28 protein-coding genes are annotated in these 26,588 nt (G+C 71.4%); 16 read left to right on the top strand and 12 right to left on the bottom strand.

The genetic code is table 11. The annotated features are described in order from the left end of the window. The first annotated feature begins 69 nt into the window (after positions 1 to 69). From atpA to AC4OXY_RS32235, 5 genes are all read left to right on the top strand, one after another. Positions 70 to 1,662, top strand: coding sequence for a F0F1 ATP synthase subunit alpha (atpA, locus tag AC4OXY_RS32215; protein ID WP_376288889.1), 1,593 nt, complete (start codon positions 70 to 72; stop codon positions 1,660 to 1,662). Between the two features lie 21 nt (positions 1,663 to 1,683). Further along, on the top strand, positions 1,684 to 2,598 hold the full coding sequence (locus tag AC4OXY_RS32220; RefSeq protein WP_356027747.1) for a F0F1 ATP synthase subunit gamma: 915 nt from the start codon (positions 1,684 to 1,686) through the stop codon (positions 2,596 to 2,598). Next, positions 2,599 to 4,035, top strand: coding sequence for a F0F1 ATP synthase subunit beta (gene atpD, locus AC4OXY_RS32225; RefSeq protein ID WP_376288890.1), 1,437 nt, complete (start codon positions 2,599 to 2,601; stop codon positions 4,033 to 4,035). A 130-nt stretch (positions 4,036 to 4,165) separates the two neighbouring features. Further along, positions 4,166 to 4,540 (top strand): F0F1 ATP synthase subunit epsilon, encoded by a 375-nt coding sequence (locus AC4OXY_RS32230; protein ID WP_356027752.1) that lies wholly within the window; start codon positions 4,166 to 4,168, stop codon positions 4,538 to 4,540. Positions 4,541 to 4,697: 157 nt separating this feature from the next. Then, positions 4,698 to 5,144, top strand: coding sequence for a DUF2550 domain-containing protein (locus tag AC4OXY_RS32235; RefSeq protein ID WP_071385887.1), 447 nt, complete (start codon positions 4,698 to 4,700; stop codon positions 5,142 to 5,144). Between the two features lie 89 nt (positions 5,145 to 5,233). On the opposite strand, the gene AC4OXY_RS32240 is transcribed toward AC4OXY_RS32235, so the two are convergent. From AC4OXY_RS32240 to AC4OXY_RS32250, 3 genes are all read right to left on the bottom strand, one after another. Further along, positions 5,234 to 7,060: a glycosyl hydrolase family 18 protein gene (locus AC4OXY_RS32240; protein ID WP_376288891.1), complete on the bottom strand. Its 1,827-nt coding sequence runs from the start codon at positions 7,058 to 7,060 to the stop codon at positions 5,234 to 5,236. 147 nt (positions 7,061 to 7,207) lie between these two features. Beyond that, positions 7,208 to 7,861 carry a response regulator gene (locus AC4OXY_RS32245; protein ID WP_356027757.1) on the bottom strand — a complete coding sequence of 218 codons (654 nt, stop codon included), beginning with the start codon at positions 7,859 to 7,861 and terminating at the stop codon, positions 7,208 to 7,210. A 91-nt stretch (positions 7,862 to 7,952) separates the two neighbouring features. Continuing rightward, on the bottom strand, positions 7,953 to 9,137 hold the full coding sequence (locus AC4OXY_RS32250) for a sensor histidine kinase (RefSeq protein WP_362818756.1): 1,185 nt from the start codon (positions 9,135 to 9,137) through the stop codon (positions 7,953 to 7,955). A 151-nt stretch (positions 9,138 to 9,288) separates the two neighbouring features. On the opposite strand from AC4OXY_RS32250, the gene AC4OXY_RS32255 reads away from it, so the two are divergent. The 5 genes from AC4OXY_RS32255 to AC4OXY_RS32275 are packed head-to-tail and all read left to right on the top strand — an operon-like array spanning position 9,289 to position 12,768. Beyond that, positions 9,289 to 9,870, top strand: a complete 582-nt coding sequence (locus AC4OXY_RS32255; protein ID WP_356027760.1) for a hypothetical protein — start codon at positions 9,289 to 9,291, stop codon at positions 9,868 to 9,870. A 9-nt stretch (positions 9,871 to 9,879) separates the two neighbouring features. Continuing rightward, positions 9,880 to 10,629 (top strand): response regulator transcription factor, encoded by a 750-nt coding sequence (locus AC4OXY_RS32260; protein ID WP_491991492.1) that lies wholly within the window; start codon positions 9,880 to 9,882, stop codon positions 10,627 to 10,629. Beyond that, positions 10,626 to 12,101 carry a sensor histidine kinase gene (locus AC4OXY_RS32265; protein ID WP_376288895.1) on the top strand — a complete coding sequence of 492 codons (1,476 nt, stop codon included), beginning with the start codon at positions 10,626 to 10,628 and terminating at the stop codon, positions 12,099 to 12,101. Before AC4OXY_RS32260 ends, AC4OXY_RS32265 begins: the two co-directional genes overlap by 4 nt. A gap of 56 nt (positions 12,102 to 12,157) precedes the next feature. Further along, the gene (locus AC4OXY_RS32270; protein WP_402065960.1) at positions 12,158 to 12,562 is read left to right on the top strand and encodes a hypothetical protein; all 405 of its coding nucleotides are present in this window, start codon (positions 12,158 to 12,160) and stop codon (positions 12,560 to 12,562) included. Beyond that, positions 12,562 to 12,768: a hypothetical protein gene (locus tag AC4OXY_RS32275; protein WP_071380873.1), complete on the top strand. Its 207-nt coding sequence runs from the start codon at positions 12,562 to 12,564 to the stop codon at positions 12,766 to 12,768. The genes AC4OXY_RS32270 and AC4OXY_RS32275 overlap by 1 nt, the downstream gene beginning before the upstream one ends. A gap of 24 nt (positions 12,769 to 12,792) precedes the next feature. Here AC4OXY_RS32275 and AC4OXY_RS32280 read toward each other — a convergent pair whose 3' ends face one another. The 3 genes from AC4OXY_RS32280 to AC4OXY_RS32290 are packed head-to-tail and all read right to left on the bottom strand — an operon-like array spanning position 12,793 to position 14,949. Beyond that, a complete protein-coding gene (locus AC4OXY_RS32280; RefSeq protein WP_362818760.1) occupies positions 12,793 to 13,365 on the bottom strand; it encodes a cob(I)yrinic acid a,c-diamide adenosyltransferase in 573 nt (190 codons plus the stop codon). 13 nt (positions 13,366 to 13,378) lie between these two features. Then, positions 13,379 to 14,128 (bottom strand): ABC transporter permease, encoded by a 750-nt coding sequence (locus tag AC4OXY_RS32285; protein WP_356027773.1) that lies wholly within the window; start codon positions 14,126 to 14,128, stop codon positions 13,379 to 13,381. A 35-nt stretch (positions 14,129 to 14,163) separates the two neighbouring features. After that, complete coding sequence (locus tag AC4OXY_RS32290) at positions 14,164 to 14,949, bottom strand: ABC transporter ATP-binding protein (RefSeq protein ID WP_362818764.1); 786 nt, start codon at positions 14,947 to 14,949, stop codon at positions 14,164 to 14,166. A gap of 97 nt (positions 14,950 to 15,046) precedes the next feature. On the opposite strand from AC4OXY_RS32290, the gene AC4OXY_RS32295 reads away from it, so the two are divergent. Beyond that, a complete protein-coding gene (locus AC4OXY_RS32295; protein ID WP_376288896.1) occupies positions 15,047 to 15,688 on the top strand; it encodes a TetR/AcrR family transcriptional regulator in 642 nt (213 codons plus the stop codon). Here the strand turns inward: AC4OXY_RS32295 and AC4OXY_RS32300 are convergent. Together AC4OXY_RS32300 and AC4OXY_RS32305 are read right to left on the bottom strand one after the other, a co-directional pair. Beyond that, on the bottom strand, positions 15,685 to 15,891 hold the full coding sequence (locus tag AC4OXY_RS32300; protein ID WP_491991493.1) for a DUF397 domain-containing protein: 207 nt from the start codon (positions 15,889 to 15,891) through the stop codon (positions 15,685 to 15,687). The two genes, AC4OXY_RS32295 and AC4OXY_RS32300, sit on opposite strands and share 4 nt — an antisense overlap. After that, positions 15,873 to 16,715 (bottom strand): helix-turn-helix domain-containing protein, encoded by an 843-nt coding sequence (locus tag AC4OXY_RS32305; protein WP_356027781.1) that lies wholly within the window; start codon positions 16,713 to 16,715, stop codon positions 15,873 to 15,875. Before AC4OXY_RS32305 ends, AC4OXY_RS32300 begins: the two co-directional genes overlap by 19 nt. A 247-nt stretch (positions 16,716 to 16,962) precedes the next feature. On the opposite strand from AC4OXY_RS32305, the gene AC4OXY_RS32310 reads away from it, so the two are divergent. The 3 genes from AC4OXY_RS32310 (at position 16,963) to AC4OXY_RS32320 (ending at position 21,241) form a co-directional block, all read left to right on the top strand. Next, the gene (locus tag AC4OXY_RS32310) at positions 16,963 to 17,811 is read left to right on the top strand and encodes a 3-hydroxyacyl-CoA dehydrogenase family protein (protein ID WP_362818770.1); all 849 of its coding nucleotides are present in this window, start codon (positions 16,963 to 16,965) and stop codon (positions 17,809 to 17,811) included. A 192-nt stretch (positions 17,812 to 18,003) separates the two neighbouring features. Beyond that, the gene (locus AC4OXY_RS32315) at positions 18,004 to 18,327 is read left to right on the top strand and encodes an STAS domain-containing protein (RefSeq protein WP_356027785.1); all 324 of its coding nucleotides are present in this window, start codon (positions 18,004 to 18,006) and stop codon (positions 18,325 to 18,327) included. A 268-nt stretch (positions 18,328 to 18,595) separates the two neighbouring features. Further along, the gene (locus AC4OXY_RS32320; protein WP_491991494.1) at positions 18,596 to 21,241 is read left to right on the top strand and encodes an ATP-binding protein; all 2,646 of its coding nucleotides are present in this window, start codon (positions 18,596 to 18,598) and stop codon (positions 21,239 to 21,241) included. Between the two features lie 56 nt (positions 21,242 to 21,297). On the opposite strand, the gene nucS is transcribed toward AC4OXY_RS32320, so the two are convergent. Further along, a complete protein-coding gene (nucS, locus tag AC4OXY_RS32325; protein ID WP_071376419.1) occupies positions 21,298 to 21,969 on the bottom strand; it encodes an endonuclease NucS in 672 nt (223 codons plus the stop codon). 278 nt (positions 21,970 to 22,247) lie between these two features. Between nucS and AC4OXY_RS32330 the strand changes: the two genes are divergently transcribed. Further along, positions 22,248 to 22,640 (top strand): SCO5389 family protein, encoded by a 393-nt coding sequence (locus AC4OXY_RS32330; protein WP_356027789.1) that lies wholly within the window; start codon positions 22,248 to 22,250, stop codon positions 22,638 to 22,640. Between the two features lie 119 nt (positions 22,641 to 22,759). On the opposite strand, the gene AC4OXY_RS32335 is transcribed toward AC4OXY_RS32330, so the two are convergent. Next, positions 22,760 to 23,788, bottom strand: a complete 1,029-nt coding sequence (locus AC4OXY_RS32335) for an LLM class flavin-dependent oxidoreductase (protein WP_356027791.1) — start codon at positions 23,786 to 23,788, stop codon at positions 22,760 to 22,762. Between the two features lie 223 nt (positions 23,789 to 24,011). Between AC4OXY_RS32335 and AC4OXY_RS32340 the strand changes: the two genes are divergently transcribed. Next, a complete protein-coding gene (locus tag AC4OXY_RS32340) occupies positions 24,012 to 24,344 on the top strand; it encodes an Rv1322 family protein (RefSeq protein ID WP_356027793.1) in 333 nt (110 codons plus the stop codon). A gap of 16 nt (positions 24,345 to 24,360) precedes the next feature. Here AC4OXY_RS32340 and AC4OXY_RS32345 read toward each other — a convergent pair whose 3' ends face one another. Next, positions 24,361 to 25,242, bottom strand: coding sequence for an ABC transporter permease (locus AC4OXY_RS32345; protein WP_356027795.1), 882 nt, complete (start codon positions 25,240 to 25,242; stop codon positions 24,361 to 24,363). Next, positions 25,239 to 26,486 (bottom strand): ABC transporter ATP-binding protein, encoded by a 1,248-nt coding sequence (locus tag AC4OXY_RS32350; protein ID WP_356027797.1) that lies wholly within the window; start codon positions 26,484 to 26,486, stop codon positions 25,239 to 25,241. The genes AC4OXY_RS32345 and AC4OXY_RS32350 overlap by 4 nt, the downstream gene beginning before the upstream one ends. Between the last annotated feature and the right edge of the window lie 102 nt (positions 26,487 to 26,588).

Genomic DNA, 26,588 nt, shown 5'->3' on the forward strand with positions numbered 1-26,588 from the left:
AATCCTGGGGGTCGCCCCCAGACCCCCAAAGTGAAACTTCGGGCCCAACAAGGAGAGCAGGGAACCCAGATGGCGGAGCTCACGATCCGGCCGGAGGAGATCCGGGACGCGCTGGAGAACTTTGTCCAGTCGTACAAGCCGGACGCGGCCTCGCGCGAGGAGGTCGGTACGGTCACCCTTGCCGGCGACGGCATCGCGAAGATCGAGGGTCTTCCCTCGGCCATGGCCAACGAACTGCTGAAGTTCGAGGACGGCACCCTCGGCCTCGCCCTCAACCTTGAGGAGCGCGAGATCGGTGCCATCGTCCTCGGTGAGTTCAGCGGCATCGAGGAGGGTCAGCCGGTCACGCGCACCGGTGAGGTCCTCTCCGTCGCGGTGGGCGAGGGCTACCTCGGCCGTGTAGTCGACCCGCTCGGCAACCCGATCGACGGCCTCGGCGAGATCGAGACGTCCGGCCGCCGCGCCCTTGAGCTGCAGGCCCCCACGGTCATGCAGCGCAAGTCGGTGCACGAGCCGATGGAGACGGGCTACAAGGCCGTCGACGCGATGACCCCGATCGGCCGCGGTCAGCGTCAGCTGATCATCGGTGACCGCCAGACCGGCAAGACCGCCCTGGCCGTCGACACGATCATCAACCAGCGTGACAACTGGCGCACCGGCGACCCGAAGAAGCAGGTCCGCTGCATCTACGTCGCCATCGGCCAGAAGGGCTCCACCATCGCCGGCGTGCGCCGCGCGCTGGAGGAGAACGGCGCCCTGGAGTACACGACCATCGTCGCCGCCCCGGCGTCCGACCCGGCCGGCTTCAAGTACCTGGCGCCGTACACCGGTTCGGCCATCGGTCAGCAGTGGATGTACGAGGGTAAGCACGTCCTCATCATCTTCGACGACCTCTCGAAGCAGGCCGACGCCTACCGCGCCGTGTCCCTGCTGCTGCGCCGCCCGCCGGGCCGTGAGGCCTACCCGGGTGACGTCTTCTACCTGCACTCCCGCCTGCTGGAGCGCTGCGCCAAGCTCTCCGACGACATGGGCGCCGGTTCGATGACCGGTCTGCCGATCGTCGAGACCAAGGCCAACGACGTCTCGGCGTTCATCCCGACCAACGTCATCTCCATCACCGACGGCCAGTGCTTCCTGGAGTCGGACCTGTTCAACGCCGGTCAGCGCCCCGCGCTGAACGTCGGTATCTCCGTCTCCCGAGTCGGTGGTTCCGCGCAGCACAAGGCGATGCGCCAGGTCTCCGGCCGTCTGCGTGTGGACCTCGCCCAGTTCCGTGAGCTGGAGGCGTTCGCCGCCTTCGGTTCGGACCTGGACGCGGCCTCCAAGGCGCAGCTGGAGCGCGGTTCGCGCATGGTCGAGCTGCTGAAGCAGGACCAGTACCAGCCGATGGCCACCGAGGACCAGGTCGTCTCCGTCTGGGCCGGCACCAACGGCCGTATGGACGACGTCCCGGTCGCCGACATCCGCCGCTTCGAGAAGGAACTGATCGACTTCCTGCACCGGAAGCACCAGGGCCTGATGACCTCCATCAAGGAGGGCGCCAAGATGTCGAACGACACGATCCAGGCGGTCGACGACGCCGTGGCGGAGTTCAAGAAGCAGTTCGAGACCTCGGACGGCAAGCTGCTCGGCGAGGACTCTCCGGCCGCTGCCGCCAAGTGACGTAAGGAAGGGACCTGACTCATGGGAGCCCAGCTCCGGGTCTACAAGCGTCGCATCCGATCCGTCACCGCGACCAAGAAGATCACCAAGGCGATGGAGATGATCGCCGCCTCGCGCGTCGTCAAGGCGCAGCGCAAGGTGGCGGCCTCCACGCCGTACGCGCAGGAACTGACCCGCGCGGTCACGGCGGTCGGCACGGGTTCGAACACCAAGCACCCGCTCACCACGGAGACGGAGAACCCGACCCGTGCCGCGGTCCTGCTCCTCACGAGCGACCGCGGTCTGGCCGGCGCCTTCAACTCCAACGCCATCAAGACGGCGGAGCAGCTCACCGAGCGCCTGGAGCGCGACGGCAAGCAGGTCGACACGTACATCGTCGGCAGGCGCGGTGTCGCCCACTACAACTTCCGTGAGCGCACCATCGCGGAGTCGTTCACGGGCTTCACGGACGAGCCGTCGTACGCGGACGCCAAGAAGGTCGCGGCGCCCCTGATCGAGGCCATCGAGAAGGAGACGGCCGAGGGCGGCGTGGACGAACTCCACATCGTCTTCACCGAGTTCGTCTCGATGATGACGCAGACGGCGCTGGACGCCCGGCTCCTTCCGCTGCGTCTCGAAGAGGTCGCGCAGGAGGCGCCGAAGGGCGAGATCCTGCCGCTGTACGACTTCGAGCCCTCGGCGGAGGACGTCCTCGACGCCCTGCTGCCGCGCTATGTGGAGAGCCGCATCTACAACGCGCTGCTCCAGTCGGCCGCTTCGAAGCACGCCGCCACGCGGCGCGCGATGAAGTCGGCCACCGACAACGCGGGCGAGCTGATCAACACGCTCTCCCGTCTTGCCAACGCGGCCCGCCAGGCCGAAATCACCCAGGAAATCAGCGAGATCGTCGGTGGCGCGAGCGCCCTGGCCGACGCGACCGCGGGGAGTGACCGATAAATGACCACCACTGTTGAGACCGCGACGGCTACGGGCCGCGTCGCCCGGGTCATCGGCCCGGTCGTCGACGTGGAGTTCCCCGTCGACGCGATGCCGGAGATCTACAACGCCCTGCACGTCGAGGTCGCCGACCCGGCGAACGCAGGCGAGAAGAAGACGCTGACCCTGGAGGTCGCCCAGCACCTGGGTGACGGCCTGGTCCGCACCATCTCCATGCAGCCCACCGACGGTCTGGTCCGCCAGGCCCCGGTGACGGACACCGGCAACTCCATCACGGTGCCCGTCGGCGACTTCACCAAGGGCAAGGTGTTCAACACCCTCGGTGAGGTGCTGAACGTCGACGAGACGTACGACGGCGAGCGCTGGGGCATCCACCGCAAGGCCCCGAACTTCGACGAGCTTGAGTCGAAGACCGAGATGTTCGAGACGGGCGTCAAGGTCATCGACCTGCTCACCCCGTACGTCAAGGGCGGCAAGATCGGCCTGTTCGGCGGCGCCGGCGTCGGCAAGACGGTGCTCATCCAGGAGATGATCTACCGTGTCGCCAACAACCACGACGGTGTCTCCGTGTTCGCCGGTGTCGGCGAGCGCACCCGTGAGGGCAACGACCTGATCGAGGAGATGTCCGACTCGGGCGTCATCGACAAGACCGCCCTGGTCTTCGGTCAGATGGACGAGCCCCCGGGCACCCGTCTGCGCGTCGCGCTGGCCGGCCTCACCATGGCCGAGTACTTCCGTGACGTCCAGAAGCAGGACGTGCTGTTCTTCATCGACAACATCTTCCGCTTCACGCAGGCCGGTTCCGAGGTCTCGACCCTGCTCGGCCGTATGCCCTCCGCGGTGGGCTACCAGCCGAACCTGGCCGACGAGATGGGTCTCCTCCAGGAGCGCATCACCTCGACCCGCGGTCACTCGATCACCTCGATGCAGGCGATCTACGTCCCCGCGGACGACCTGACCGACCCGGCCCCGGCGACCACCTTCGCCCACCTCGACGCGACGACGGTGCTCTCCCGTCCGATCTCCGAGAAGGGCATCTACCCGGCCGTGGACCCGCTGGACTCGACGTCCCGGATCCTGGACCCGCGCTACATCGCGGCGGACCACTACAACGCGGCCATGCGTGTGAAGAACATCCTGCAGAAGTACAAGGACCTCCAGGACATCATCGCGATCCTCGGTATCGACGAGCTCGGCGAGGAGGACAAGCTCGTCGTCCACCGTGCCCGTCGCGTGGAGCGCTTCCTGTCCCAGAACACCCACGTCGCCAAGCAGTTCACCGGCGTGGACGGTTCGGACGTCCCGCTGGACGAGACGATCGCGGCGTTCAACGCGATCTGCGACGGCGAGTACGACCACTTCCCGGAGCAGGCGTTCTTCATGTGCGGTGGCCTGGAGGACCTCAAGGCCAACGCCAAGGAGCTGGGCGTCTCCTGAACTCCCTGAGTTCGTGTGAACTCCTTGAGTTCGTGTGAGGGGGCGGGCGCGTCCCGCCCCCTCATCCACGCCCACTAGACTTGTAACCAACACCCGGCACAACCGCCGGGTGGTGACCCGAGGAGCCACCTTGGCTGCTGAGCTGCACGTCGCGCTGGTCGCGGCCGACCGAGAGGTCTGGTCCGGCGAGGCCACCCTGGTCGTCGCGCGCACCACGTCCGGCGACATCGGCGTCATGCCCGGTCACCAGCCGCTGCTCGGTGTGCTGGAGTCGGGCCCGGTGACCATCCGTACGAGTGATGGTGGAACGGTCGTCGCCGCGGTGCACGGCGGTTTCGTCTCGTTCGCGGACAACAAGCTGTCGTTGCTGGCCGAGATCGCCGAGCTGTCGGACGAGATCGATGTCCAGCGCACGGAGCGGGAGCTGGAGCGTGCGAAGGCGGAGGGCGACGCCGCCGCCGAGCGCCGCGCGGATGTCCGCCTTCGTGCGGCGGCGGCGAGCTGAGTCCACAGCACGGCTGCCGTATGACGTCACTCAGCCGCGGCCGGCCCGGAGCAATCCGGTGCCGGTCGCGGCTGAGGCAGATGTGGGTGTTTTTTAAGTTTCATTACTCAGTAACAGAAGCAGTTCCGCTACCTGGGAGACGAGGAGGTCGGTGCCGATGATCCTCGCTCTGACTGTGTGCGGGGTCGTGGTCGCGCTCGTGGTGGCGGGACTGTTCCTGTTCGGACTGCGCCGCAGACTGATCCAGCGCTCCGGCGGCACCTTCGACTGTTCCCTGCGCTGGGACGTGGCCGAGCCCCCGGACGCCAGCGGCAAGGGCTGGAGCTACGGCGTCGCCCGCTACAACGGCGACCGCATCGAGTGGTACCGCGTCTTCTCCTACGGCTTCCGCCCGCGCCGCACCCTGGAGCGCGCCGCCATCGAGGTGGCCGGGCGCCGGCTGCCCGAGGGCGAGGAGGAGCTGGCGCTGCTCTCCGACGCGGTGGTCCTCGCCTGTACGCATCGGGGCACCCGCCTCGAACTCGCCATGAGCGAAGACGCGCTGACCGGATTTCTCGCGTGGCTGGAGGCAGCCCCGCCCGGACAGCGAGTGAATGTGGCGTAGCCACATTCACTCGCTGGGTGGGGGTCCCCCCCCCGGACGAAGTCTGGGGGAGCGTCAACGTCGCTTAGAGCCCTCTTGCAGGTAGCGCCTTACATATTGCTGCTGATCGCGTTCACCAGCTCGCCGTCGCTGGTGTCACCGCTGAACTCCCAGAAGAAGGCGCCGCCGAGCCCCTGGGACTTGGCCCAGCTCATCTTCCCGGCGATGGTGGACGGGGTGTCGTACGACCACCAGTTGCTGCCGCAGTGCGCGTACGCCGTGCCCGCGATGGTGCCGGTGACCGGGCAGGACGTCTTGAGCACCTTGTAGTCCTCGATGCCCTGCTCGTAGGTGCCGGCCGCCGGGCCCGTGGCCGTGCCGCCCGGGGCGTCCTGGGTGACGCCGGTCCAGCCGCGGCCGTACAGCCCGATGCCGATGAGCAGCTTGCTCGACGGCACCCCGACGGACTTGTACTTGGCGATCGCGTCGGCGGTGGTGAAGCCCGCCTTCGGGATGCCGGAGTACGAGGTGAGCGGGGAGTGCGGGGCGGTCGGGCCCTGGGCGTCCCAGGCGCCGAAGAAGTCGTACGTCATCACGTTGTACCAGTTGACGTACTGCGCGGCCCCGGCGTAGTCGGCGGCCTCGATCTTGCCGCCGGCCGAGCCGTCGGCGGTGACCGCGGCCGTGACGAGCTTGCTGCTGCCGAACTTGGCGCGCAGCGCGGACAGCACGTTCTTGAAAGCCGCGGCCCCGCTCGTGTCGCAGGACAGGCCGCAGGCGTTCGGGTACTCCCAGTCGATGTCGATGCCGTCGAAGACGTCGGCCCAGCGCGGGTCGTTGACCAGGTTGTAGCAGGAGTCCGCGAACGCGGTGGGGTTGGCCGCCGCCTGCGCGAAGCCGCCGGACCAGGTCCAGCCGCCGAAGGACCACAGGATCTTGAGGTTCGGGTACTTGGCCTTCAGCTCGCGCAGCTGGTTGAAGTTGCCGGCCAGCGGCTGGTCCCAGGTGTCCGCCGCGCCGCTGACCGACTGGTCGGCGGTGAACGTCTTCTGGTAGTCGGCGTAGGCGTCACCGATCGCGCACTGGCCGTTCGTCACGTTGCCGAAGGCGTAGTTGATGTGCGTGATCTTCGCGGCCGAGCCGGACGTCACCAGGTTCTTGACGTTGTAGTTGCGGCCGTAGATGCCCCACTCGGTGAAGTAGCCCAGCTTGACCTTGTCGCCGGTGGTCGGGGGAGTGGAGCCACCGCCGGTGGTGTGGACGGCGACGGCGCCGCTGACCGGGCCGGTCTGGTCGGCGGTGTCGCGGGCCTGCACGGTGTAGGAGTAGTCGGTGCCGGCGGTCAGACCGGTGTCCGTGTACGAGGTCGTCGTCACGGTGGAGACGACCTTGCCGTCCCGCAGGACGTCGTAGTTCTTGACGCCCTTGTCGTCGGTGGCTGCGCCCCAGCTGAGCCTCACCGAGGTGTCGGTGACGCCGGAGGCGGTCGGGGTGCCGGGCGCGGAGGGCGGGTTGTCGCCGGGGACGGTCGTACCGCCGTCGCAACTGCCGCCGTTGAGCGTGCAGTTGCTCGGTGATCCCGGGCCCGAGCCGTTGAAGCCGAAGGAGACGGAGGCGCCGGGGGCGAGGGTGCCGTTGTAGGACTTGTTCTTGGCGGTCCAGTGGTTGCCGGAGTTGGTGACGTCCGCGTCCCAGGCCGAGGTGACGGACGTGCCGGAGGGGAAGTCCCACGCGACGGTCCACGAACTGATGCTGCTGGAGCCGGTGTTCTTGATGGTCCACTGGCCGCCGAAGCCGGTTCCCCAGTCGGTGGTCTTGGTGAAGCTCGCCGTGGCCTCGGCCGTCGCGGCATGGGCCGGGTCGGCGAGTCCGACGAGGCCGGCCAGGGGGAGCAACAGGGTCGCGAAGCCTGCCGCGGCTCTGTGTCTGAAGCGCATGGTGCGCCTCCTCCGTATCGGGGAATGTATGGGGGTGTCGTGGGCATGACTGAGCCTTCACGCCCATGGTGCTGCGAGAGTAGAAAGGTCTGGACCACGGGTCAATAGGTCTGGACCAATTCGCAGGACCCGGCTCCGACAGCCCGGCTAGATCCCCAACTCCTGCGCCAGTACGGCCGCTTGGACCCGGCTGCGCAGCCCCAGCTTGCCCAGCAGCCGGCTGACGTGGGTCTTCACCGTGCCCTCGGCCATCCCCAGCCGCTCGGCGATCTGGGCGTTGGACAGGCCCTCGCCGATGCACGACAGCACCTCGCGCTCGCGCCGGGTCAGCGCCTCCAGCACGGCCGGGTCGGACGTCGCCGCGTGCGCCGGTACGGCGGCGAACTCGGCGATCAGCCGACGGGTGACCGCCGGGGCCACGATCCCCTCGCCGCGCGCCACCGTCCGCACCGCCTCCAGCAGGTCCCGTGCCTCGGTGTGCTTCAGCAGGAACCCGGACGCTCCCGCCCTGAGCGCCCCGAAGACGTACTCGTCCAGGTCGAACGTGGTCAGCACGAGCACGTCCGCGAGGCCCTCCGCGACGATGGCCCGGGTCGCCGACACCCCGTCCAGGCGCGGCATCTGCACATCCATCAGGACCAGGTCCGGCCGCAGTTCCCGGGCCAGCTCCACCGCCTGCTCGCCGTCCGCCGCCTCGCCGGCCACCTCGATGTCGGGCGCGCTGCGCAGGATCAGCGCGAGCCCGGCGCGCACGGCGGACTGGTCCTCGGCGACGAGGACCCGGATGGCGGGGGCGGTCATGCGGGTCTCCTTCGGCGCACGGCAGCGCGGCGCGCACGTCCCGGGCGGGGAGGGGGCCGGTGGCCGGCGGCGCGGGTGTGCGGGGTGTGGGTCATGCGGGGTTTTCCCGGTCGAGGGGGAGGGTGGCGCGTACGGTCCAGCGGTCGATGCCGGGGCCTGTTCCGGGCCCTGCCTCGAAGGTGCCGCCGAGCAGTGCGGCCCGCTCCCGCATCCCGGTGAGCCCGGAGCCCGAGCCGGGCGCGCGCGGGGTGTCACCACGCCGGTAGGCGCTGGTCACGCGGACGTGCAACGTGCTCTCCTCCTGCCGCAGCGAGACCTCGACGGGCCCCTCGGCCGCGTGCTTCAGCGCGTTGGTCAGCGACTCCTGCACGATCCGGTACGCGGCCAGCTCCACCGGCGCCGGAACCCGGCCGTGGCCGTCCGCGAGACGGACGTCCAGCCCGTTGGCGCGGGCGCCCTTGACCAGCGTGGCCAGGCCGTCGAGCGTCGGGGTGGCCGCGGGCTCCAGGTCGCCGCTGCTGTCCCGCAGGATACCGATCAGCCGGCGCATCTCGGCCAGCCCCTCCACGCTGTTCTCCCGGATCACCGTGAGGGCGTCCCGGGAGGTCCGCGCGTCGTCGAGCGACAGCGCGGCCGTGGAGTGGATGGCGATCGCGGACAGGTGGTTGGCGACCATGTCGTGCAACTCCCGTGCCATCCGCGACCGTTCGGCCGTGACCGCCTGGGTGCGGTCCATCTCGGCGAGCAGCGCGGTCTGTTCGGCGCGCAGCCGGGCCGCCTCGGCGGCGTCACGGTGGTTGCGCACCACCCAGCCGGTCGCCGCCGGCGCGAACGCGACCACACCGATCCCCACACCGATCAGCAGCGCCTGCGGATCGCGCCAGATCGCCGCGGGCACGACACCGCCGAGCACCGTCAGCATCCCGGTGATCCAGGGGACGCGGCGGGCCGAGGCGGGGTCGCCGTACAGGACCGACGCGTAGATCAGGTCGGTGTACATGACGACGGTGACGACGTTGCCCAGCGTCACCGTGTCCAGGGTCAGCGCGAGCGTGCCGACGAACACGCCGAGCCGGGGCCGGGAGCGGCGCAGCGGCTCGCACGCGGCCGTCACCGCCAGCGGCACCAGCGGGGCCCAGGCCGCGTGCCACAGCACCAGCGGGTCCGAGGCGGTGCGCGGATGGATCCCGAGCGCCCACAGCACCACCCCGCCGAGCAGTCCGCCCAGCGCGATGCGCAGGTCGTCGGAGTGGGGGCGGGCGAGCGCTCGTGCCATGGGTCCATCCAACACGCTCGGCCCGGTCCCCGCCTGGTCCTTGAGAAGGGTCCCGAACTGCAACTTTCGTTTACGGCGAGGTCGCCCCCGCAGACGACGAAAGCGGACAGAACGGCGGCGAGGCTGGGAGGGTGACGGGAAGGAGCGAGCCGTGGTCGTCGGATTGGTCATCGCCTGCGAGGTGGCGTTCTGGGTACTGCTGGCGGCCGGACTGGCCGTCCGCTACCTGCTGAAATGGCGCCGAACCAGCGTGGCGCTGCTGCTGTGCGAACCGCTGCTGGAGGTCGTGCTGTTCCTCGCGACGGCCGTCGACCTGCGCGGCGGCGCCCGGCCGAGCTGGGAGCACGGCCTGGCCGCGCTCTACATCGGCTTCACCGTCGCCTACGGCCACTCCACGATCACCTGGCTGGACGGCCACGCCGCCCACCGTCTCGCGGGCGCCCCCCGGCCCCCGAAGCCGCCCAGGTACGGCCTCGCCCGCGCCCGGTACGAAGGCCGGCTCTGGCTGCGCACGCTGCTCGCGGCGGCCGTCTCCCTCGCCCTGCTCCAGTGCGCGATCTGGTACGTCGGCGACGGCACCGCCACCGGCCCGCTGCGCTCCTGGCAGTGGGCCGCGCTGCGGGTCCTCGGGATCCACGGGGTGATCGCCCTGACCTATCTGCTGTGGCCGAAGAAGGCACCGGCCGGCACTGCCGCGCGTGAGGCGGAGGACCGTACGCTGACCGGACGATGAGGAGGGCGTATGACTGACGGGGCGGGGTCCGGCGCGGTGCTGGTCGTCGACGACGACGCGGCGATCCGGCGCTCGCTGGAGCGCGGACTCAGACTCGGCGGCTTCGTGGTGCGGACCGCCGCCGACGGCCCCGGGGCGCTGGCCGCGATCGAGGACGCCCCGCCGGACGTGCTCGTCCTCGACGTGTCGATGCCCGGCATGAGCGGCATCGAGGTGTGCACCCGGCTGCGCGACGCGGGCCGGGACCTGCCCGTGCTCATGCTCTCCGCGCTGGACGAGACCGCCGACCGGATCGCCGGGCTCCAGGCGGGCGGCGACGACTACCTCGTCAAACCCTTCGCCCTGCAGGAGCTGGTGCTGCGGCTGCGCGCCCTGCTGCGCCGCCGCCCGCCGGCCGCCACCGGCCGCACGGCGCCGCTGCGCACGGCCGGCCTGGTGATCGACCCGGACGCCCGCACCGCCGAGCGTGACGGCATCCCGCTGGAGCTGACCCGGCGCGAGTTCGAGCTGCTGGAGGTGCTCGCCCGCAACGCCGGGCTGGTCCTCACCCGCGACCAGCTCCTGGAACGGGTGTGGGGCTACGACTTCGACGTACGCACCGACACCGTCGACACCTTCGTCAGCTATCTGCGGCGCAAACTGGAGACCCGGGGCCGCCCCCGGCTCATCCACACCGTCCGCGGCGTCGGCTTCGTCCTCAGGGAGCCCAGGGAGCCCGGAAAACCGCAGGAGCCGCGGCAGCCGGGGGACGCACCGTGAGGCTCTCCACCCGCATCGGCCTGGCCGTCGGCTGCACCGTCCCGCTGCTCGTGCTGGCCGGCGGCTGGCTGCTGCTGCACCTGGTCTCCGGCGATCTGCGCAAGGCCGAGGACCAGCACCTGCGCAAGCGCGCGGCGGCCCTCGCCCCCGACGCCCGATCCCTGCTGCGCGCCGCGGCGAACGACCGCCCCAAGGCCGCCGACACACGGCAGCGGCAGCTGTTCGACGCGGCCCTCGACGTCGGCGTACGCGTCGTCGGTCCGGACTCGGCCTTCAGCGGCGGCCCCCAGCCCGACCCCGCGGCGGCGCTGCCCGACCGCACGTCCGGCTTCGCCGTCGTCCACGCCGGCGGCCGCACCTGGCGGGCCCTGGCCCGGCCGCTGCGCGCGGGGACGGCCTCCGGCACGCTGTGGCTCTTCTCGCCCGACACCGCGCAACGCGTGCAGATCCCGCTCGTCCGCCGCCGGGTGGTCGGCGCCGCGATCCTCGCCGCACCGCTGTCCGGGCTGCTCGCCTGGGGCCTGGCCACCGGTACGAGCGCCCCGCTGCGCCGGCTCACCCGCCGCACCGCGGGCCTCGACCCGCGCACCAGCGGTGCCCGGCTGGGCCAGTGGCGGACCGGCGTGGTCGAGGTCGACGAACTGGCGGCCACCGTGCGCACCGTCCTGGCCCGCTACGACGAACAGGCCGCGCGCACCGCCGAGGCCCTGGACACCGCCCGCTCCTTCTCGTCGGCCGCCGCGCACGAACTGCGCACCCCGCTGATGAGCATGGGCACCAACCTCGACATCCTCGCCGGCCACCCCGACCTGCCGGAGCCGGACCGCACCGAGGTCATGGACGATCTGCGCCGCGAACACGCCCGGCTGCTCGGCCTGTTGGTGATGCTCCGGGAGCTGGGGCGCGGCGACCTGGTGGAGGCGGAGGCGTTCCGCTCCGTCGACCTGTCCGAGGTGGCCGACGCGGCCGTGGCCGAGGCCCGCCGCCGCGCGCCCGACGCCGCGATCACCCTGGACGCGCCGCCCGGGCTCACGATGCACGGCTGGGAGCCGGGGCTGCGGCTGCTCCTGGACAACCTGCTGGCCAACGCCCTGGCCCACGGCCGGGACCGGGCGGGCCGGGCCCGGGTGCGGGTGGCCGTGGACCGGGGCGGTGCCGGCGAGGTGCTGATCACCGTGGACGATCAGGGTCCGGGCGTGCCGGCCGAGGCCCGGTCCCGGGTCTTCGAGCGGTTCCAGCGCGGCCGGGACAGCACCGGCTCCGGACTCGGCCTCACGCTCGTCGCGCAGCAGGCGGCGCTGCACCGGGGGAGCGTGGCCGTGACGGACGGCCCGGACGGCGTGGGTGCTCGCTTCGCGGTACGGCTGCCCGTGGACGGCGGCGAACCGCCGGGCATGTCCGACCGGCGGGACTGGCTGATCGGCACAGCCGGCGCAAACCGGTCACAGAGTTTCCCCAAGGACCCTGCCTAGCGTCCGTCGCGACGGACGGCCGACCGAGGCCGCCCGGGAAGTGAACGGAGAGGCAGATGTACGTACGACGCCACACGCGCACGCTGCTCGCGGGGCTCGCCGTGACGGCCGTCCTGGCGGGCACGGCGGGCACGGCGGCCGCCGCCGGCAGCACCCCCGCACCGGGTCCCACCGGCGACGGGGCGAAGTCGCTGTGCAAGCGGCTGCCGAAGATCGACCGGCGGATCGCACGGGCCCTGAAGCGGCTCGACGCCGGGGCGGGCACGCGCGGCTCGGTGGCCCGGCTGGAGAAGCGGGTGGACAACGCGAAGAAGGCGGGCCACACCGCGATCGCCACCTATCTCCAGGACAGGCTGAACTTCCGCAAGTCGCTGGTGACGACCCTGGAGCAGCGGCAGAAGGACCTGGCCGCCGTCTCCACCTGGTGCAAGGACAACGGCGAGGGCAAGGCGGCGGGCTGATGAGGGCCCGCTCTGCCGTGCTGCCGGCGGTGGCGCTGCTCGTGGCGCTCACCGCGGGCTGCGCGCACCACGACGGCGCGTCACCGAAGGCTCCGGCCTCCTCCGGCGCGCCCTCGGGATACGCGCAGATGCAGCAGAAGGTGAACGCGGCCGAGTCCGCCGCGGCCGCGGCCGACCAGGACGCGACGAGCGCGGCGGACCGGTGACCCGGCGGGGAGCGGGGGTGTTGCTCAGCGCTCCCCGCCCGGTACCCACAGCACGTCGCCCGTCTCCCCGTTGGCGCACCTGGCCAGGATGAACAACAGGTCGGACAGGCGGTTGAGGTAGGTGGCGGTGAGCGGGTTCATCGTCTCGCCGTGCACCTCCAGGGCCGCCCAGGTGGAGCGCTCGGCGCGGCGGACGACCGTGCAGGCCTGGTGGAGCAGGGCCGCGCCCGCGGTGCCGCCGGGCAGGATGAAGGACCGCAGCTTCTCCAGGCGTTCGTTGAAGCGGTCGCAGTCCGCCTCCAGCCGGTCGATGTAGAACTGCTCGACCCGCAGCGGCGGGAACTCCGGGTTCTCCACGACGGGCGTCGACAGGTCCGCACCCACGTCGAACAGGTCGTTCTGGACGCGGGTGAGGACCTGCACGACCTCCGCCTCCAGGCCGCCCAGCGCGAGCGCGGTGCCGATGACGGCGTTGGCCTCGTTGGCGTCGGCGTAGGCGGAGATCCTGAGGTCGGTCTTGGGCACCCGGCTCATGTCACCGAGGGCGGTGGTGCCCTTGTCGCCGGTCCGGGTGTAGATGCGCGTCAGATTGACCATAAGGCCAGCCTAGTTACGCCCCGGCCGTTCGGAACACTCGTGTGCCCACCGTCACCGCGAGCACCGCGAAGCCGACGGCGACGAGGCTGCCGTAGAGCATGTGCGCGGTGGCGTACCGGCCGATGTACGCGTCGCGCACCGCGTCCACGAGATAGCGGAACGGCACGAAGTGCGAGAGCACGTTCAGCCAGGTGGGCGCGAGGGTCATCGGGAGCATCAGGCCGGACAGCAGCATCGACGGCATCGACACCGCGTTGATCAGCGGGCCGAACTCCTGTGGGGTGCGCACCACCATGCCGAGCGCGTACGACAGCGAGGCCAGCGAGAGGGTGAGCAGGGCGACGAACGCGAAGCCGATCAGGATGCCGGTGAGCGGCGCCCGCAGGCCCATCGCCAGCGCGGCCAGCACCAGCAGCACCGCCTGGAAGACGAACACCGTGGCGTCGCGCAGCACCCGGCCGAGGAGCAGGGCGAGCCGGCTGACGGGGGTCACACGCATCCGCTCCAGCACCCCCTGCCCCTTCTCGATGATGACCGTGAACCCCGCGAACAGGGCGCCGAACAGGCCGAGTTGGAGCAGCAGGCCGGGCACCAGCACCTGCCAGGAGCTGCCGCCGCCGCCCAGTGGGAGCCGGGTGAGCAGCGGTCCGAAGAAGAGCAGATAGAGCAGTGGGGTGAGCACGCCGAAGAGCAGCGCGAAGCGGGAGCGCAGGGACTGGCGCAGATAGCGGCCGTAGACGAGGGCCGTGTCGTGGAGCAGCATCTTCTTCCTTTTTCTTCTTCCTTTGCGCCGGATCGCTAGACGGATACGGGGGCGGTGTCGGCCGGGGCGGGGCCGCGGCCGGTGATGGCGAGGAAGGTGTCCTGGAGGGTGGCGTCGAGCGAGCCGCCGTGCCGGAGCTTGAGCGCGCCCGGCGTGCCCTCGGCGGCGACCGTGCCCCGGTCGACGATCACCAGGCGGTCGGCGAGGGCGTCGGCCTCGTCCAGGTAGTGGGTGGTCAGGAACACGGTCGTGCCGTGCCGGTCGCGCAGCCGGCGGACCAGGTCCCACAGGTCGGCGCGGCTGGCGGGGTCGAGCCCGGTCGTCGGCTCGTCCAGGAAGAGCACCTTCGGGTGGTGCGTGAGCGCCATCGCGATGTCGAGGCGGCGGCGCTGCCCGCCGGAGAGGGCGGCCGTCTTCCGGTCGAGGAGGTCGCCGAGGTCCAGGTCGCGGGCGAGTTCCCCGGCCCGCCCGGTCGCCTCGGCCTTGGACAGCCGGTACATCCGGCCCTGGGTGACCAGTTCCTCCCGCACGGTGATCTGCGGATCGACCCCGCCGGACTGGGCGACGTACCCGGACACCCGGCGCACCCCGGCCGGGTCGCTCGCGAGGTCGTGCCCGGCGACGGTGGCCGCGCCGCCCGTCGGTTTCAGCAGGGTGGTGAGCATCCGCAGGGTGGTCGTCTTGCCGGCGCCGTTGGGTCCGAGGAAGCCGAGGATCTCGCCCTCGTGGACGGTGAGGTCGATGCCCCGGACGGCCTCGACGGGGCCGGCCTTGCTCTGGAAGGTGCGGGCGAGGCCCGCCGCGCTGATGACTGCTGCCATGCCGACCAGAAAAACAGAGTCCCTGAAATTTTGCAACGTCACCAAAATTTCTGCCTCTCCAACTTTTAAGTTGGTCCAGCGAAGCTAGGATGCGGACATGGCAGAGGGGCTCAGGGAGCGGAAGAAGCGGCAGACCAGGCAGTACATCTCGGATGTCGCCACGGGTCTGTTCCTGGAGCGTGGCTTCGAGGCCGTGACCGTCGCCGAGATCGCGGAGGCCGCCAACGTCTCCGTCAACACGGTCTACAACTACTTCCCGGCCAAGGAAGACCTCTTCTTCGACCGCTCGGCAGGTGTGGTCGACCGGCTCGCACGCTGGATCCGCAGCCGGGACGCGGGCGAGTCCGCCGCGGGCGCCGTCCTGCGCGAGCTGCGCGGCGAGGTCCAGGCCGTCTCGCCCCGGGTCGGCCTGATGGCGGGCTACGACCGCTTCATGCGGGTCATCCACGAGGCACCGCCGCTGCGCTCCCGGCTGTGGACGCTTCAGCAGGAGGTGCACGACAACGTGACCGCCGCCCTGCGCGAGGAGACCGGCGCCGCCGACGGCGACCCGCTGCCGGATCTGATGGCGGGTCAGATCTGCTGGATCCACCAGACGGTCTTCGTCACCATCGGCCGCGAGATGATGGCCGGCCGCGAACCGGGCGAAGTGTCCCGCGAGGTGCTCGCCCTCATCGACGAGATCGAGGACCTGCTGAGCGAACGGGTCCTCGGGTACGCGGTACGGGGGAGGGCCTAGCGGAACGCCCCGTCCCCGACGGCCGCGACGAACGACGCCCAGGGCCGGGCCGCGAAGAGGAGCACCGGACCGTCAGGGGCCTTGCTGTCGCGGACGGGGACGGCGGAGGGGAGGCTGTCGCAGACTTCGAGGCATTCGCCGCCGTCGGGGTTGCTGTGGCTGCTCTTGCGCCAGGTCACGCCGCTCAGGTCGATGGCTCGCACGGCACTTCCTCCAACATCCGCAGGATGAACTTCCGCGACTCGGCTGGGTTCAGCGCTCGGTCGCGCATGGCATCGTACGCACGTTGCAACTTCTCAACTGCCGCGTGTTCTTCGATCAGTTCACCACGGTGCGCGTTCTCCGTGTAGGCCACCGTAGTCCCGTTTGTCAGTCGCAGGAACATGACGGCGGTACTCACCAGACCGTGCAGGCCGGAACGGTCCGGCAACGCCTGAAGGCTGATGTTCGGACGCTCCGACATCTCCAGCAGATACTCCAGCTGCTCCCGCCATGCGCCCGCGTCGCGCAGCGGCGTGCGCAGCACCGTCTCGGCGATGAGGGCGCGGAACGGCGGGGCGTCATCGCCCTCCAGCAACATCCGCCGCCCGGTGCGGGCCGCCACCTGCTGGTCCAACTCCTTGCCCTTGTAGCCGCCAAGGGCAAGCACCTCGCGGGCGTAGGCATCTGTCTGCAGCAAACCCGGCAGGATGCTCACCCCGAAGTGCCACAGGCTCACCGCCTCCGCCTCTCGCATCATGTACCGCCGGTACTGCTGCTTGAACTGCGTCGGATCTGCCAGGGCCATCTCCCACATCGCCAGCAACAACCCCGGCGTCCCGTAGAACTGGTCCAGCGCCTCCGCCACCTCCGGGCCGCCCGGAGTCTCTCCGCTCTCCAGTTTCCTGAAGTGCGACGGGTCCCAGCCCACCGCGTCCGCCAGTGCCCGCAGGCTCAGGCCCCTGGTCGTGCGCAGGCGGCGGAGTTCTTCCGCGTAGCGCCGCCGGGGCTCCTGGCTGCGTCCGGTGACCACCCTCCGCACGGGCATGGTGCCCCCTCACATGGTCGGTGTGTGACAGGTCGGGCACGTAGCGTATCGAGCCGAATGGGACAACCGTGCCGCATCACGCGAAACGTCAACCGGCGTGAAGGCGCGAGGAATTCGGGATCGTGGAGTGACCGGCGTCTCACCACCTGAGACCGTGACACGCGTTACTAACCGCTCACACAGCGCCTCCGGAGCGCTAGGGTCCGCCGGAGAAGCAGACTTGGAGCGCGATTCAAGGGAGTCGTCAGTGGCACGGAAGCTCGCCGTCATCGGAGCCGGTCTCATGGGGTCCGGCATCGCTCAGGTCGCCGCACAGGCGGGCTGGGACGTCGTCCTGCGCGATGTCACCGACGAGGCACTGAAGCGTGGCACCGACGGCATCAAGGCCTCGTACGACAAGTTCGTCAGCAAGGGGAAGCTGGAGGCGGCGGACGCCGAGGCCGCCCTCGCCCGCATCACCGCCACCACGGACCTGGACGCCGCCGCCGACGCCGACGTCGTCGTGGAGGCCGTCTTCGAGAAGCTGGAGGTCAAGCACGAGATCTTCCGCGCGCTCGACAAGATCGTGCGCCCGGACACCGTGCTCGCCTCCAACACCTCCGCCATCCCGATCACCAAGATCGCGGCGGCCACCGAGCACCCCGAGCGGGTCGTCGGCGTCCACTTCTTCTCGCCGGTGCCGATGATGCAGCTCGTCGAGCTGGTCCGCGGGTACAAGACGAGCGACGAAACCCTCGCCACCGCACGGGAGTTCGCCGAGTCCGTCGGCAAGACCTGCATCGTCGTCAACCGCGACGTGGCCGGCTTCGTGACCACCCGGCTCATCTCCGCGCTCGTCGTGGAGGCCACCAAGCTCTACGAGTCCGGGGTCGCCACCGCCGAGGACATCGACCTCGCCTGCAAGCTGGGCTTCGGCCACGCCATGGGCCCGCTCGCGACCGCCGACCTCACCGGCGTCGACATCCTGCTGCACGCCACGAGCAACATCTACACCGAGTCCCAGGACGAGAAGTTCGCCGCGCCGGAGCTGATGCGCCGGATGGTGGACGCCGGTGACATCGGCCGCAAGAGCGGGCAGGGCTTCTACAAGTACTGAGCACCATCTGTACGGACATCCGCCGGATCTCACCCCCGGGAGTATCACTCCCCGGGGTGAATTCGGTATCGGTTCGCTTACAAACAGCAACCGCACCACCACTCGCACAGTCAGACGTTGCAACGTCACGGGTACCGATCAGGACGAGGCAGCGTCACGGAGAACGCCAACCGCACTCAACGGGGAGCGCTTATGCACATCAGGGGCGACCATGCCGAGCTGGTCGTCGGGGGCCGCCTCGACGTCCGCAGCGCGGCGGACGCCCGTACGGCCCTGCACCGCGCCGTCGATCACGGCATCGGCGACCTGGTGCTCGACCTGTCGGAACTGGACTCCTGGGACGCCACCGGGCTCGGGGTGATCATGGGCGCCCACCGGCGGGCCGGCCGCTGCGGTCGCCGTCTGGTGCTGCGCGGCGTCCCGCCGCAGATGCAGCGCCTGCTGGTGGCCACCCGGCTGCACCGCATCCTCGCCATCGAGGGCGGCATCGGCGTGGAGTCGCTGCCCCGCGTGTGACGCGCGCACGGCCGGTCCCGGGATGTGAAGCGCCGGGCGGCCGGGACGGGTGCGCACTGCGTGGGCAATCCTCACCGGACCGTGACGTCCCGGACCGTACGGCACCCCGCCCTGTCGGAGATACTGAGCCAAGGTTTAGGGTTCGGTCGCCCGCTGCCTCGCAACCCTCGACCGAGCGGGCCCGGACCAGGAGCGACAACGCGGTGTGCGACAAGGCCGGGAGGGGCCGGATCACGGGCACACGACGCTTTTGGGGGGCAGGAAACCCATGGAACCGATGGAACCCATCGACCCGGTCGACCCGGGACGTCCGGGCCACCTGGGACCCGAGGGACACGGACAGGCGCCGGGCCGCCGCGCGCCCCGGGAATCCCTCACCTCCGACTTCGGCACGAGCACGCCCCCGCCCGCCCGCACGGCGCAGCTCGTCGCCGGTGATCTGCTGCTGACCGTCAACCCCGTCGACGGCAGCGAGATAGAGCCCTGCCCGCCGGCCCAGCGCCCCGCCGCACCCCGCAAGCGCACCGCCGCCGAGCGCGCCGAGACCGAGCGGGCCGCCAGGCCGCCCGCCCCGGCCGGTCCCGCCCAGCCGCCGCTCGCCCTGCTGGAACGCCAGGACGGGCGCGAGCGCCTGGTCCGGCTGCTGGCCCGCGGCCGCTCCGTGCGCCTCACCGGCCCCGGCGGCTCCGGCCGCACCGCCCTGCTCGACCTCGTCGCCGAGGACTGCCAGGACCTCGCTCCCGACGGCGTGGTCCGGCTCAGCGGCTTCCGCCGCACCGCCGGCGACGTCCTCCACGACCTCTTCCACGCCGCGTACGACGCCCCCGGCCACCGCCCCGCCCCGGACGACCTGCGCGCGCTCGTCGCCGAGATCGGCGCGGTCGTCGTCCTGGACGACATCGAGTTCGGCGGCGCCGGTCTGGACGAGCTCCTCGACACCGCCCGCGAGTGCGCCTTCCTGATCGGCGCCACCCCCGACGTGCCCGCGCCCTCCGCCGCCTCCGCGGTCGAGGAGGTCTTCCTCGGCGGCCTCGACCGCGCCGCCGGTGTGCAGATCCTGGAGCGCACCGTCGGCCGCGTCCTCACCGAGGAGGAGGCCAACTGGGCAGGCGACCTGTGGTTCGAGTCCGAGGGCCTGCCCCTGCGGTTCGTCCAGGCCGGCGCCCTGCTCCGGCAGCGCGACGAGCTCCGGGCCGGCCCGGAGTCGGCGGACCAGCACGACGAGTACGGCGCGTACGGCGTCTTCGATGACGCACGACCGGACGTGCGGCTGCCCGTGGACCTGACGGCGGAGCCGGCGGACGCCGTCCCGCTGCCCGCCCTCGGCGAGGCCGCCGCGCCCGCCCCGCTGCTCGCCTCCCGGCTCAGCGCCTCCGCCCGCGCCACCCTGCGCTTCGCCGTCGCCCTCGGCGGCGAGGTGCCGCACCAGGCGCATCTGCCGGCGCTGGTCGGCGACACCCACGCCGACGCCGCCCTCGGCGAGCTGGCCGCCTGCGGACTGGTCTCCCCGGTGGGCGCCCGCTACCGGCTCGCGGCCGGGGTGCAGACCCAGCTGGAGGCCGCCGGATACGCCGACGACGCCCCGGACCGGGCGCTCGCCGCCGCCGAGCACTACACCTGGTGGACCGGCCACCCCTCGGTCACTCCCGAGCGGGTGAGCGCGGAGGCCGACGCGGTGCTGGCCGCGCTCGCCGCCGTCGTCCCGCAGACCGCCGCGCCCGTCGACGGCGAGGAGAGCTGCGCGGTACGGCTCGCCCGTACGGCCGCGCCCTCCTTCGCCGCCGGGCTCCAGTGGGGCGCGTGGGAGCGCGCGCTGCGTTCCGGTGCGGAGGCCGCCCGCCCGGCCGGTGACGTACATGAACAGGCCTATTTTCACCATGAGTTGGGCGTCCTGGCGCTCTGCTGCGGCCAGCTGGACCGGGCCCGCGCCGAGCTGGAGGCGTCCATCGGGCTGCGCGGCGCACTCGCCGACAAGCGGGGCACCGTCGCCGGGCGCCGGGCCCTCGCGCTGGTCGCCGACCGCTCGGGCGAGCTGCCCGGGATCACGGCCATGGCGGGGGAGGAGCTGCCGGAGATACGGCACGAGGAGTCGGCGCCGCCGCCGTACGCTCCGCTCGGCGAGCCCCTGGTCACCCAGCAGCTGCCCGCGGCCCCGGCGCGCGGCGGGATCGGTGGCATCCGCCGGCTGGCCCGCCGCAACCTGGTGGCGGCCGGCTCCGGCGCGCTGCTCGCCGCGGTCCTCGGCACGGTCGTCACGCTCGGCATGACGTCCCACGAGAACGCCGGCAAGAACCCGGCCGGCAAGGTCGACGTCAACCCCTCCATCAGCGAGGGCACGGACGGCGGCTCCCTCGGCGCGGACCCCGGGCAGAGCCGCGGCGGCGGTACGACGGGCGGGGCGACCGGGCGGCCTACGACCGCCGGCTCGGGCGGCACGTCCGCCACGACGGGCGGCTCGGGGCCGTCGACGGACCCGGCACGGCCGTCGGAGAGCATCAGCCCGTCCGGGTCCGGCAGGACCTCGACCCCGCCGTCCAAGTCGCCCAAGCCGTCGGGGTCCTCCACCTCGCCGACGGGCGGGACGTCCGGCAGCGGCACGGGAGGGTCCACGGGCAGCTCCAGCGGGAGCCCGTCGGGCGGCACGAGCAGCGGCAGCACCGGCGGCACGACCAGCGGCAGCACGGGCGGTACGACGGGCAGCGGCACCGGCGGGACCACCACCGGAGGCTCCACGAGTGGCACCACGGGCGGGACCACGGGTGGCGGCACCACGGGTGGTTCGGGCGGCGGCACGACCGGTAGCGGCTCCACCGGCAGCACGACCAGCGGATCCACCACCGGCACGACCGGCACCACGACGAGCAGCGCGTCGGCGCCCCAGAGCGCACCGCAGCCTTCCGGCACGGTGGCCTGACCGTCCCGCGCCGCCCGCCCCTCTCGAAAGGGGCGGGCGGCGCGGAACAGGGCCCGCTAGAACAGCCGCAGCTTGTCGTCCTCGATGCCGCGCAGGGCGTCGTAGTCCAGGATCTGGCAGTTGATGCCGCGGTCGGTGGCGAGGACGCGGGCCTGGGGCTTGATCTCCTGGGCGGCGAAGACACCGCGGACCGGGGCCAGGTGCGGGTCCCGGTTCAACAGATCGAGATAGCGCGTCAGTTGCTCCACGCCGTCGATCTCGCCCCGGCGCTTGATCTCGACCGCCACCGTCGCGCCGTCCGCGTCCCGGCACAGGATGTCCACCGGGCCGATGGCCGTCATGTACTCGCGGCGGATCAGGGTGTAGCCCTCGCCCAGGGTCTCGATGCGGTCGGCGAGGAGTTCCTGGAGGTGCGCTTCCACGCCGTCCTTGATCAGGCCGGGGTCCACGCCGAGTTCGTGCGAGGAGTCGTGGAGGATCTCCTCCATCGTGATGATCAGTTTCTCGCCCGCCTTGTTGACGACCGTCCAGACGCCGTCTTCCTCGCCGCTTCCTTCCTTCAGCGTGCAGGGCGGCGACATCCAGTTCAGGGGCTTGTAGGCCCGGTCGTCCGCGTGGATGGAGACGCTGCCGTCCGCCTTGACCAGGATCAGTCGGGGCGCCGAGGGCAGGTGGGCGGTGAGCCGGCCGGCGTAGTCGACCGAGCAGCGGGCAATGACGAGACGCATGGTCGGCAACGCTACTCGACACCCCGAGGTGCGCGCGATTCGCCCGCCCTGCTCCCGAACGATCGCCCCAATTGTCCCTGGAAACTCTTGTTCATCCCTGGCCGATTGTGCGCGTAACGGGACCGTTCCATATACGCATTCTGCTGGTGTGGTCACCTACGGTTGCCTACCGTAGGGAACGTGAGGTCGCGGCGTATGTACGGAGCGTGTTCGACATCGCGAACTCCCTTACCTGTCCGGCAACCCCTGCTCCCTGCGGGGGTGCGAGAGGAGAACCCATGTCGCTCGACGTCTCACCGGCCCTACTCGAACAGGCCGAGCGAGGCGAGGTCGACGAAGCAGAATTCGTCGACTGCGTCCGGACCTCCCTGCCTTACGCATGGGAGATGATCAGCTCCCTGGTGGCGCGGCTGAAGGTCGACGGCGGTCCGTTCGCCGACAACCTGACGCCCCCGCCGGACGAGCAGGCACGCGGTCAGCTGTTGCGCGCGCTCGCGAGTGATGCCATCCGCGGCGCGCTGCAGCGGCACTTCGGTGTGCGTCTGGCCTTCCAGAACTGCCACCGGGTGGCGGTGTTCCCGCTGGACGCCTCGGCGGACGAGACCTTGGCTCGCTTCACGTCGGTGCGCAACCAGTTGCTCAACCAGTCGCCGGAGCTTCGGGACTGCTGACGGGCTGCCCCGCCACGACACCGGCAGTGAGCCGCTTGCTTGCCGCTCCACTCGCGGGAGGTGCTTTCACCACTGGGGCGGCAAGCCCCCCAGGTGGCTTGCGCGAAAGGCCCGTTGGATCAACGCAGTTGAGGCAGGACCTCGGTGCCCAGCCGCCGCAGGTTCTCCTCGGTCGCGGCGAGGTCGCCCGAGCCCTCGACGAGGAGGGCGAAGCGGGAGATGCCCGTGCGCTCCGAGGTGGCCGCGAGCCGGTCGGCGGCGAGCCGCGGGGTGCCCACCGGGTGCAGGCCGCAGAGCAGTTCGGTGTAGGCGTACGGATCGCGCATCTGACGCGTCCGCCCGTCGACCGTCACATGCGCCTCCAGCCCCTGCTTCAGCCAGCCCGGCATCGCCTTCAGCAGGGTCTCCACCGCGTCCGTGCGCCGGTCCGCGAGCTGGCACACCCCGGCCGAGACGTGCGCCGCCCCCGCGATCTCCTCGGCGGGCCGGCCCGCCGCCCGGGCGCAGCGCCGCCACAGGGCGACCATCTCGGCCTTCTCCTCGTCCCCGACGTGCATGCCGAGGAGCATGGGCAGCCCGCGCTCGGCGGCCAGCCGCACGCTCGCCGGGGAGGTGCAGGCGACGACGACCTCGGGGCCGGGCGTCTCCGTCAGCCCGTCCGAGGGCCGGGGTACGACGGCCACCTCACGGAAGGCGAACCGCTCGCCCTCGCCCGCCACCCGCGGCTCGCGCAGCCAGCGCAGCAGCAGATCGAGTGACTCCGGGAATCCGTGTTCGTACGCGCCGAGGCCCATGCCGAACACCTCCAGGTCCACCCAGGGGCCGCCGCGGCCCACGCCCAGCGTGAACCGGCCGCCGCTCGTCAGATGCAGCAGCGCGGCCTGCTCGCCGAGGGCCACCGGGTGCGCGGTGGGCAGTACGCTGACCGCCGTACCGACCCGGATGCGGTGGGTGCGGCCGAGCAGATACGCGGCCAGGGTGACCGCGGACGGGCATGTGCCGTACGGCACGAAGTGGTGCTCGGCCAGCCAGACCGCGTCCAGCCCGGCCTCCTCGGCGACCTCCGCCGAGCGGACCGCCCGGTGCAGGGCCTCTCCCGGACCCTGGCCCGGGAACTGGGCGCCCAGCACAAAGCTTCCTACGTACATCGCGTTTCCTGCTTCCTTGGCCCCGACCCGGAGCTCCCCCACCCGGCATAACCGTCCGACACGTGCCCAGGACACGGCTTGGCGGAGGGATTTGCCGATTGTCTTCAGAATGACGGGCCCTGGAGGGCGACTTGTAGGGGTTGGAGCTCTTCGCGTACCCCGCTCGGCGGCGCGTACGCTGGACGGAGCCCGTGCTTCCCCGTGCAGCCCCGAGAGGTGTCCCGTGTCCCCGCGCCGCAACCGACCGAAGGCAGCCGGATCGCCGGGCCGCAGTGCCGAGGACGACCGCACCGGCCGGTACGGCGGCTGGCAGTCGACCGAGGACTGGCAGGGCGAGGAGTGGAGCGTGCGCCATGTCGCCGGGGCGAGCGCGCAGGGCAAGTCCTACCGCTGCCCGGGCTGCGACCAGCTGATCCCCTCCGGGGTCCCGCACGTCGTGGCCTGGCCCGAGCACGCGGGCGTGGACGACCGCCGGCACTGGCACAAGGCGTGCTGGAACGCGAAGGACCGCCGCACCACGCGGGTGCAGCGGTCCCGTAACGCGCCGAAGTTCTGAGGGCCGGGCCTCGGCGTCACACGTCCCGGCTGCGCAGCAGCGCGAAGGCACCGGCGTACGCCGCGACCGTCACGCCCAGCATGATCCACAGCGGGTCCCAGCCCGACGGGCCGGACGTGCTCAGCGAGTTGGAGTAGAACACGCTCATCTGGTTCGGGATCGAGTACTCCAGCAGCCACTCGCGGAGCTTGTGCAGCGACTCGGAGAACATGAACAGCGCGATCACCAGCGGCGCGAGCAGCAGGCCGATCATGATCGTGATGGCGCCCGCCGAGTGCCGGATGATCGAGCCGATGAGCAGCGAGAGCAAGCCGAGCAGCGCGATGTAGAGGCTCACGCCGACGGTGGCCTTGAACCACTCGCTGCCGGTCGGCGTCCGCGCGCCGTTGCCCTGCACCATGGCGTTCTGCACCATCGCCACGAACGCGGCGCAGGCCAGCGTGATCACGAAGGCCAGGACGAAGAACACGATCGCCTTCGCGGCCAGCACCCGGCTGCGGCTCGGGCACGCCGTCATCGTCGTCCGGATCATGCCCGTGCCGTACTCGGACGCCGTGGTCAGCACGCCGAGGGTCATGATGCACATGCTGCCGAGCAGCAGCCCGAAGAAGCCGAGCTGGAGCGGGCTCTGGTCGTTCATCTGCGAGGAGGAGCGGCTGACCACCGCGCCGGCCAGCAGGCCGATGCCGACGACGAGCAGCACGAAGACGCCGAGCGTCCAGATCGTCGACCGCACCGACTTGATCTTCGTCCACTCGGAGGCCAGCGCGTGCCCGAGGTGGGCGCGCACGACCGGGATCGGCGAGGTGTAACCGGGGTACTGCCCGCCGGGTGCCGCCTGCCAGTCGGGAGCGGCAGCTGCGGGTGCCTGCGGCATCGGGGGCTGGTGGGTGCTCATCGGGCGTCGTCCTTGGGCTGGGTCCGGGTCAGGTCGGCGGGTGCGGGGGCGGGCGCGGCGGCCGGTGCCGGGGGAGCGGTGGGCGCCGGGCCCTGCGCGTACGGGTTCGGGGCGCCCGGGGCGGGGTGGCCCTGCGGGGCCTGCGGGGCGCCGTACGGGCCCGGCTGTGCGCCGTAGGGGCCGCCGGCCGGGGCCTGGCCCGGGACGGGCTGCCCGCCCTGCTGGGGCGGCGGCGGGGCGTACCAGCCGGGCTGGCCCTGGCCGGGCACCGGCATGGGCGGCTGCGCGCCGGGCGGCAGCGGCTGCTGCAGGCCCGCCTTCTGGTCGATGGTCGAGCGGTAGTCCACGGCGCCCTGCGTCATCCGCATGTACGCCTCCTCCAGCGAGGCCTGGTGCGGCGACAGCTCCCACAGCCGCACGTCCGCCGCGTGCGCGAGGTCGCTGATCCGGGGCAGCGGCAGCCCGGTCACCCGCAGCGCGCCGTCCTGCTCCGGCAGCACGTGGCCGCCGGCCTCGGTGAGCGCGGAGGTCAGCTTCTCGCGCAGCTGGGGCTCGGTGTCGGGGGTGCGCACGCGCGCGAAGTCGGCGGAGTTGGCCGAGATGAAGTCCGTCACGCTCATGTCGGAGAGCAGCTGGCCGCGGCCGATGACGATGAGGTGGTCGGCGGTCAGCGCCATCTCGCTCATCAGGTGCGAGGAGACGAAGACCGTACGGCCCTCCGCCGCGAGCGCCTTCATCAGGTTGCGGACCCAGAGGATGCCCTCGGGGTCGAGGCCGTTGACCGGCTCGTCGAACAGCAGCACCTGCGGGTCGCCGAGGAGCGCGGCGGCGATGCCCAGGCGCTGCCCCATGCCGAGCGAGAACCCCTTGGAGCGCTTTTTGGCCACGTCCTGGAGGCCGACGACCCCGAGCACCTCGTCCACGCGCCGGGCCGGGATGCCCGACAGCTGGGCGAGGCTCAGCAGGTGGTTGCGCGCGCTGCGCCCGCCGTGCACGGCCTTGGCGTCGAGCAGCGCGCCGACCTGGCGGGGCGCGTTGGGCAGCTTGCGGTACGGGTAGCCGCCGATGGTCACGGTGCCGGACGTGGGGTTGTCCAGCCCGAGGATCATCCGCATCGTCGTCGACTTGCCCGAGCCGTTCGGCCCGAGGAAGCCGGTCACGGTTCCCGGTCGCACCTGGAAGGAAAGGTTGTACACGGCGGTCTTGTCGCCGTAGCGCTTGGTCAGGCCGACAGCCTCGATCATGCTCCGCACCCATCGAAAGGATCTGGACAGCGGGGCGCACGCCCCCGTAAGGGTTAGGAGGATATCGAGCGGCTGACGGTTCCGCTCAAAAGAAAGTAAAGC

This window comes from Streptomyces sp. HUAS MG56, assembly GCF_058673395.1.

Excerpts from the sequence above, each read along its gene's own strand:
- AC4OXY_RS32335 (WP_356027791.1), bottom strand. The coding sequence starts at position 23,788 with ATGTACGTAGGAAGCTTTGTGCTGGGCGCCCAGTTCCCGGGCCAGGGT.
- AC4OXY_RS32275 (WP_071380873.1), top strand. The coding sequence starts at position 12,562 with ATGAGGGCCCGCTCTGCCGTGCTGCCGGCGGTGGCGCTGCTCGTGGCG.
- AC4OXY_RS32220 (WP_356027747.1), top strand. The coding sequence starts at position 1,684 with ATGGGAGCCCAGCTCCGGGTCTACAAGCGTCGCATCCGATCCGTCACC.
- AC4OXY_RS32320 (WP_491991494.1), top strand. The coding sequence starts at position 18,596 with ATGGAACCGATGGAACCCATCGACCCGGTCGACCCGGGACGTCCGGGC.
- atpA (WP_376288889.1), top strand. The coding sequence starts at position 70 with ATGGCGGAGCTCACGATCCGGCCGGAGGAGATCCGGGACGCGCTGGAG.
- AC4OXY_RS32250 (WP_362818756.1), bottom strand. The coding sequence starts at position 9,137 with ATGGCACGAGCGCTCGCCCGCCCCCACTCCGACGACCTGCGCATCGCG.
- AC4OXY_RS32345 (WP_356027795.1), bottom strand. The coding sequence starts at position 25,242 with ATGAGCACCCACCAGCCCCCGATGCCGCAGGCACCCGCAGCTGCCGCT.
- AC4OXY_RS32290 (WP_362818764.1), bottom strand. The coding sequence starts at position 14,949 with ATGGCAGCAGTCATCAGCGCGGCGGGCCTCGCCCGCACCTTCCAGAGC.
- AC4OXY_RS32235 (WP_071385887.1), top strand. The coding sequence starts at position 4,698 with ATGATCCTCGCTCTGACTGTGTGCGGGGTCGTGGTCGCGCTCGTGGTG.
- AC4OXY_RS32240 (WP_376288891.1), bottom strand. The coding sequence starts at position 7,060 with ATGCGCTTCAGACACAGAGCCGCGGCAGGCTTCGCGACCCTGTTGCTC.
- nucS (WP_071376419.1), bottom strand. The coding sequence starts at position 21,969 with ATGCGTCTCGTCATTGCCCGCTGCTCGGTCGACTACGCCGGCCGGCTC.
- AC4OXY_RS32330 (WP_356027789.1), top strand. The coding sequence starts at position 22,248 with ATGTCGCTCGACGTCTCACCGGCCCTACTCGAACAGGCCGAGCGAGGC.
- AC4OXY_RS32315 (WP_356027785.1), top strand. The coding sequence starts at position 18,004 with ATGCACATCAGGGGCGACCATGCCGAGCTGGTCGTCGGGGGCCGCCTC.
- AC4OXY_RS32350 (WP_356027797.1), bottom strand. The coding sequence starts at position 26,486 with ATGATCGAGGCTGTCGGCCTGACCAAGCGCTACGGCGACAAGACCGCC.
- AC4OXY_RS32280 (WP_362818760.1), bottom strand. The coding sequence starts at position 13,365 with ATGGTCAATCTGACGCGCATCTACACCCGGACCGGCGACAAGGGCACC.
- AC4OXY_RS32285 (WP_356027773.1), bottom strand. The coding sequence starts at position 14,128 with ATGCTGCTCCACGACACGGCCCTCGTCTACGGCCGCTATCTGCGCCAG.
- atpD (WP_376288890.1), top strand. The coding sequence starts at position 2,599 with ATGACCACCACTGTTGAGACCGCGACGGCTACGGGCCGCGTCGCCCGG.
- AC4OXY_RS32295 (WP_376288896.1), top strand. The coding sequence starts at position 15,047 with ATGGCAGAGGGGCTCAGGGAGCGGAAGAAGCGGCAGACCAGGCAGTAC.
- AC4OXY_RS32260 (WP_491991492.1), top strand. The coding sequence starts at position 9,880 with ATGACTGACGGGGCGGGGTCCGGCGCGGTGCTGGTCGTCGACGACGAC.
- AC4OXY_RS32305 (WP_356027781.1), bottom strand. The coding sequence starts at position 16,715 with ATGCCCGTGCGGAGGGTGGTCACCGGACGCAGCCAGGAGCCCCGGCGG.
- AC4OXY_RS32245 (WP_356027757.1), bottom strand. The coding sequence starts at position 7,861 with ATGACCGCCCCCGCCATCCGGGTCCTCGTCGCCGAGGACCAGTCCGCC.
- AC4OXY_RS32270 (WP_402065960.1), top strand. The coding sequence starts at position 12,158 with ATGTACGTACGACGCCACACGCGCACGCTGCTCGCGGGGCTCGCCGTG.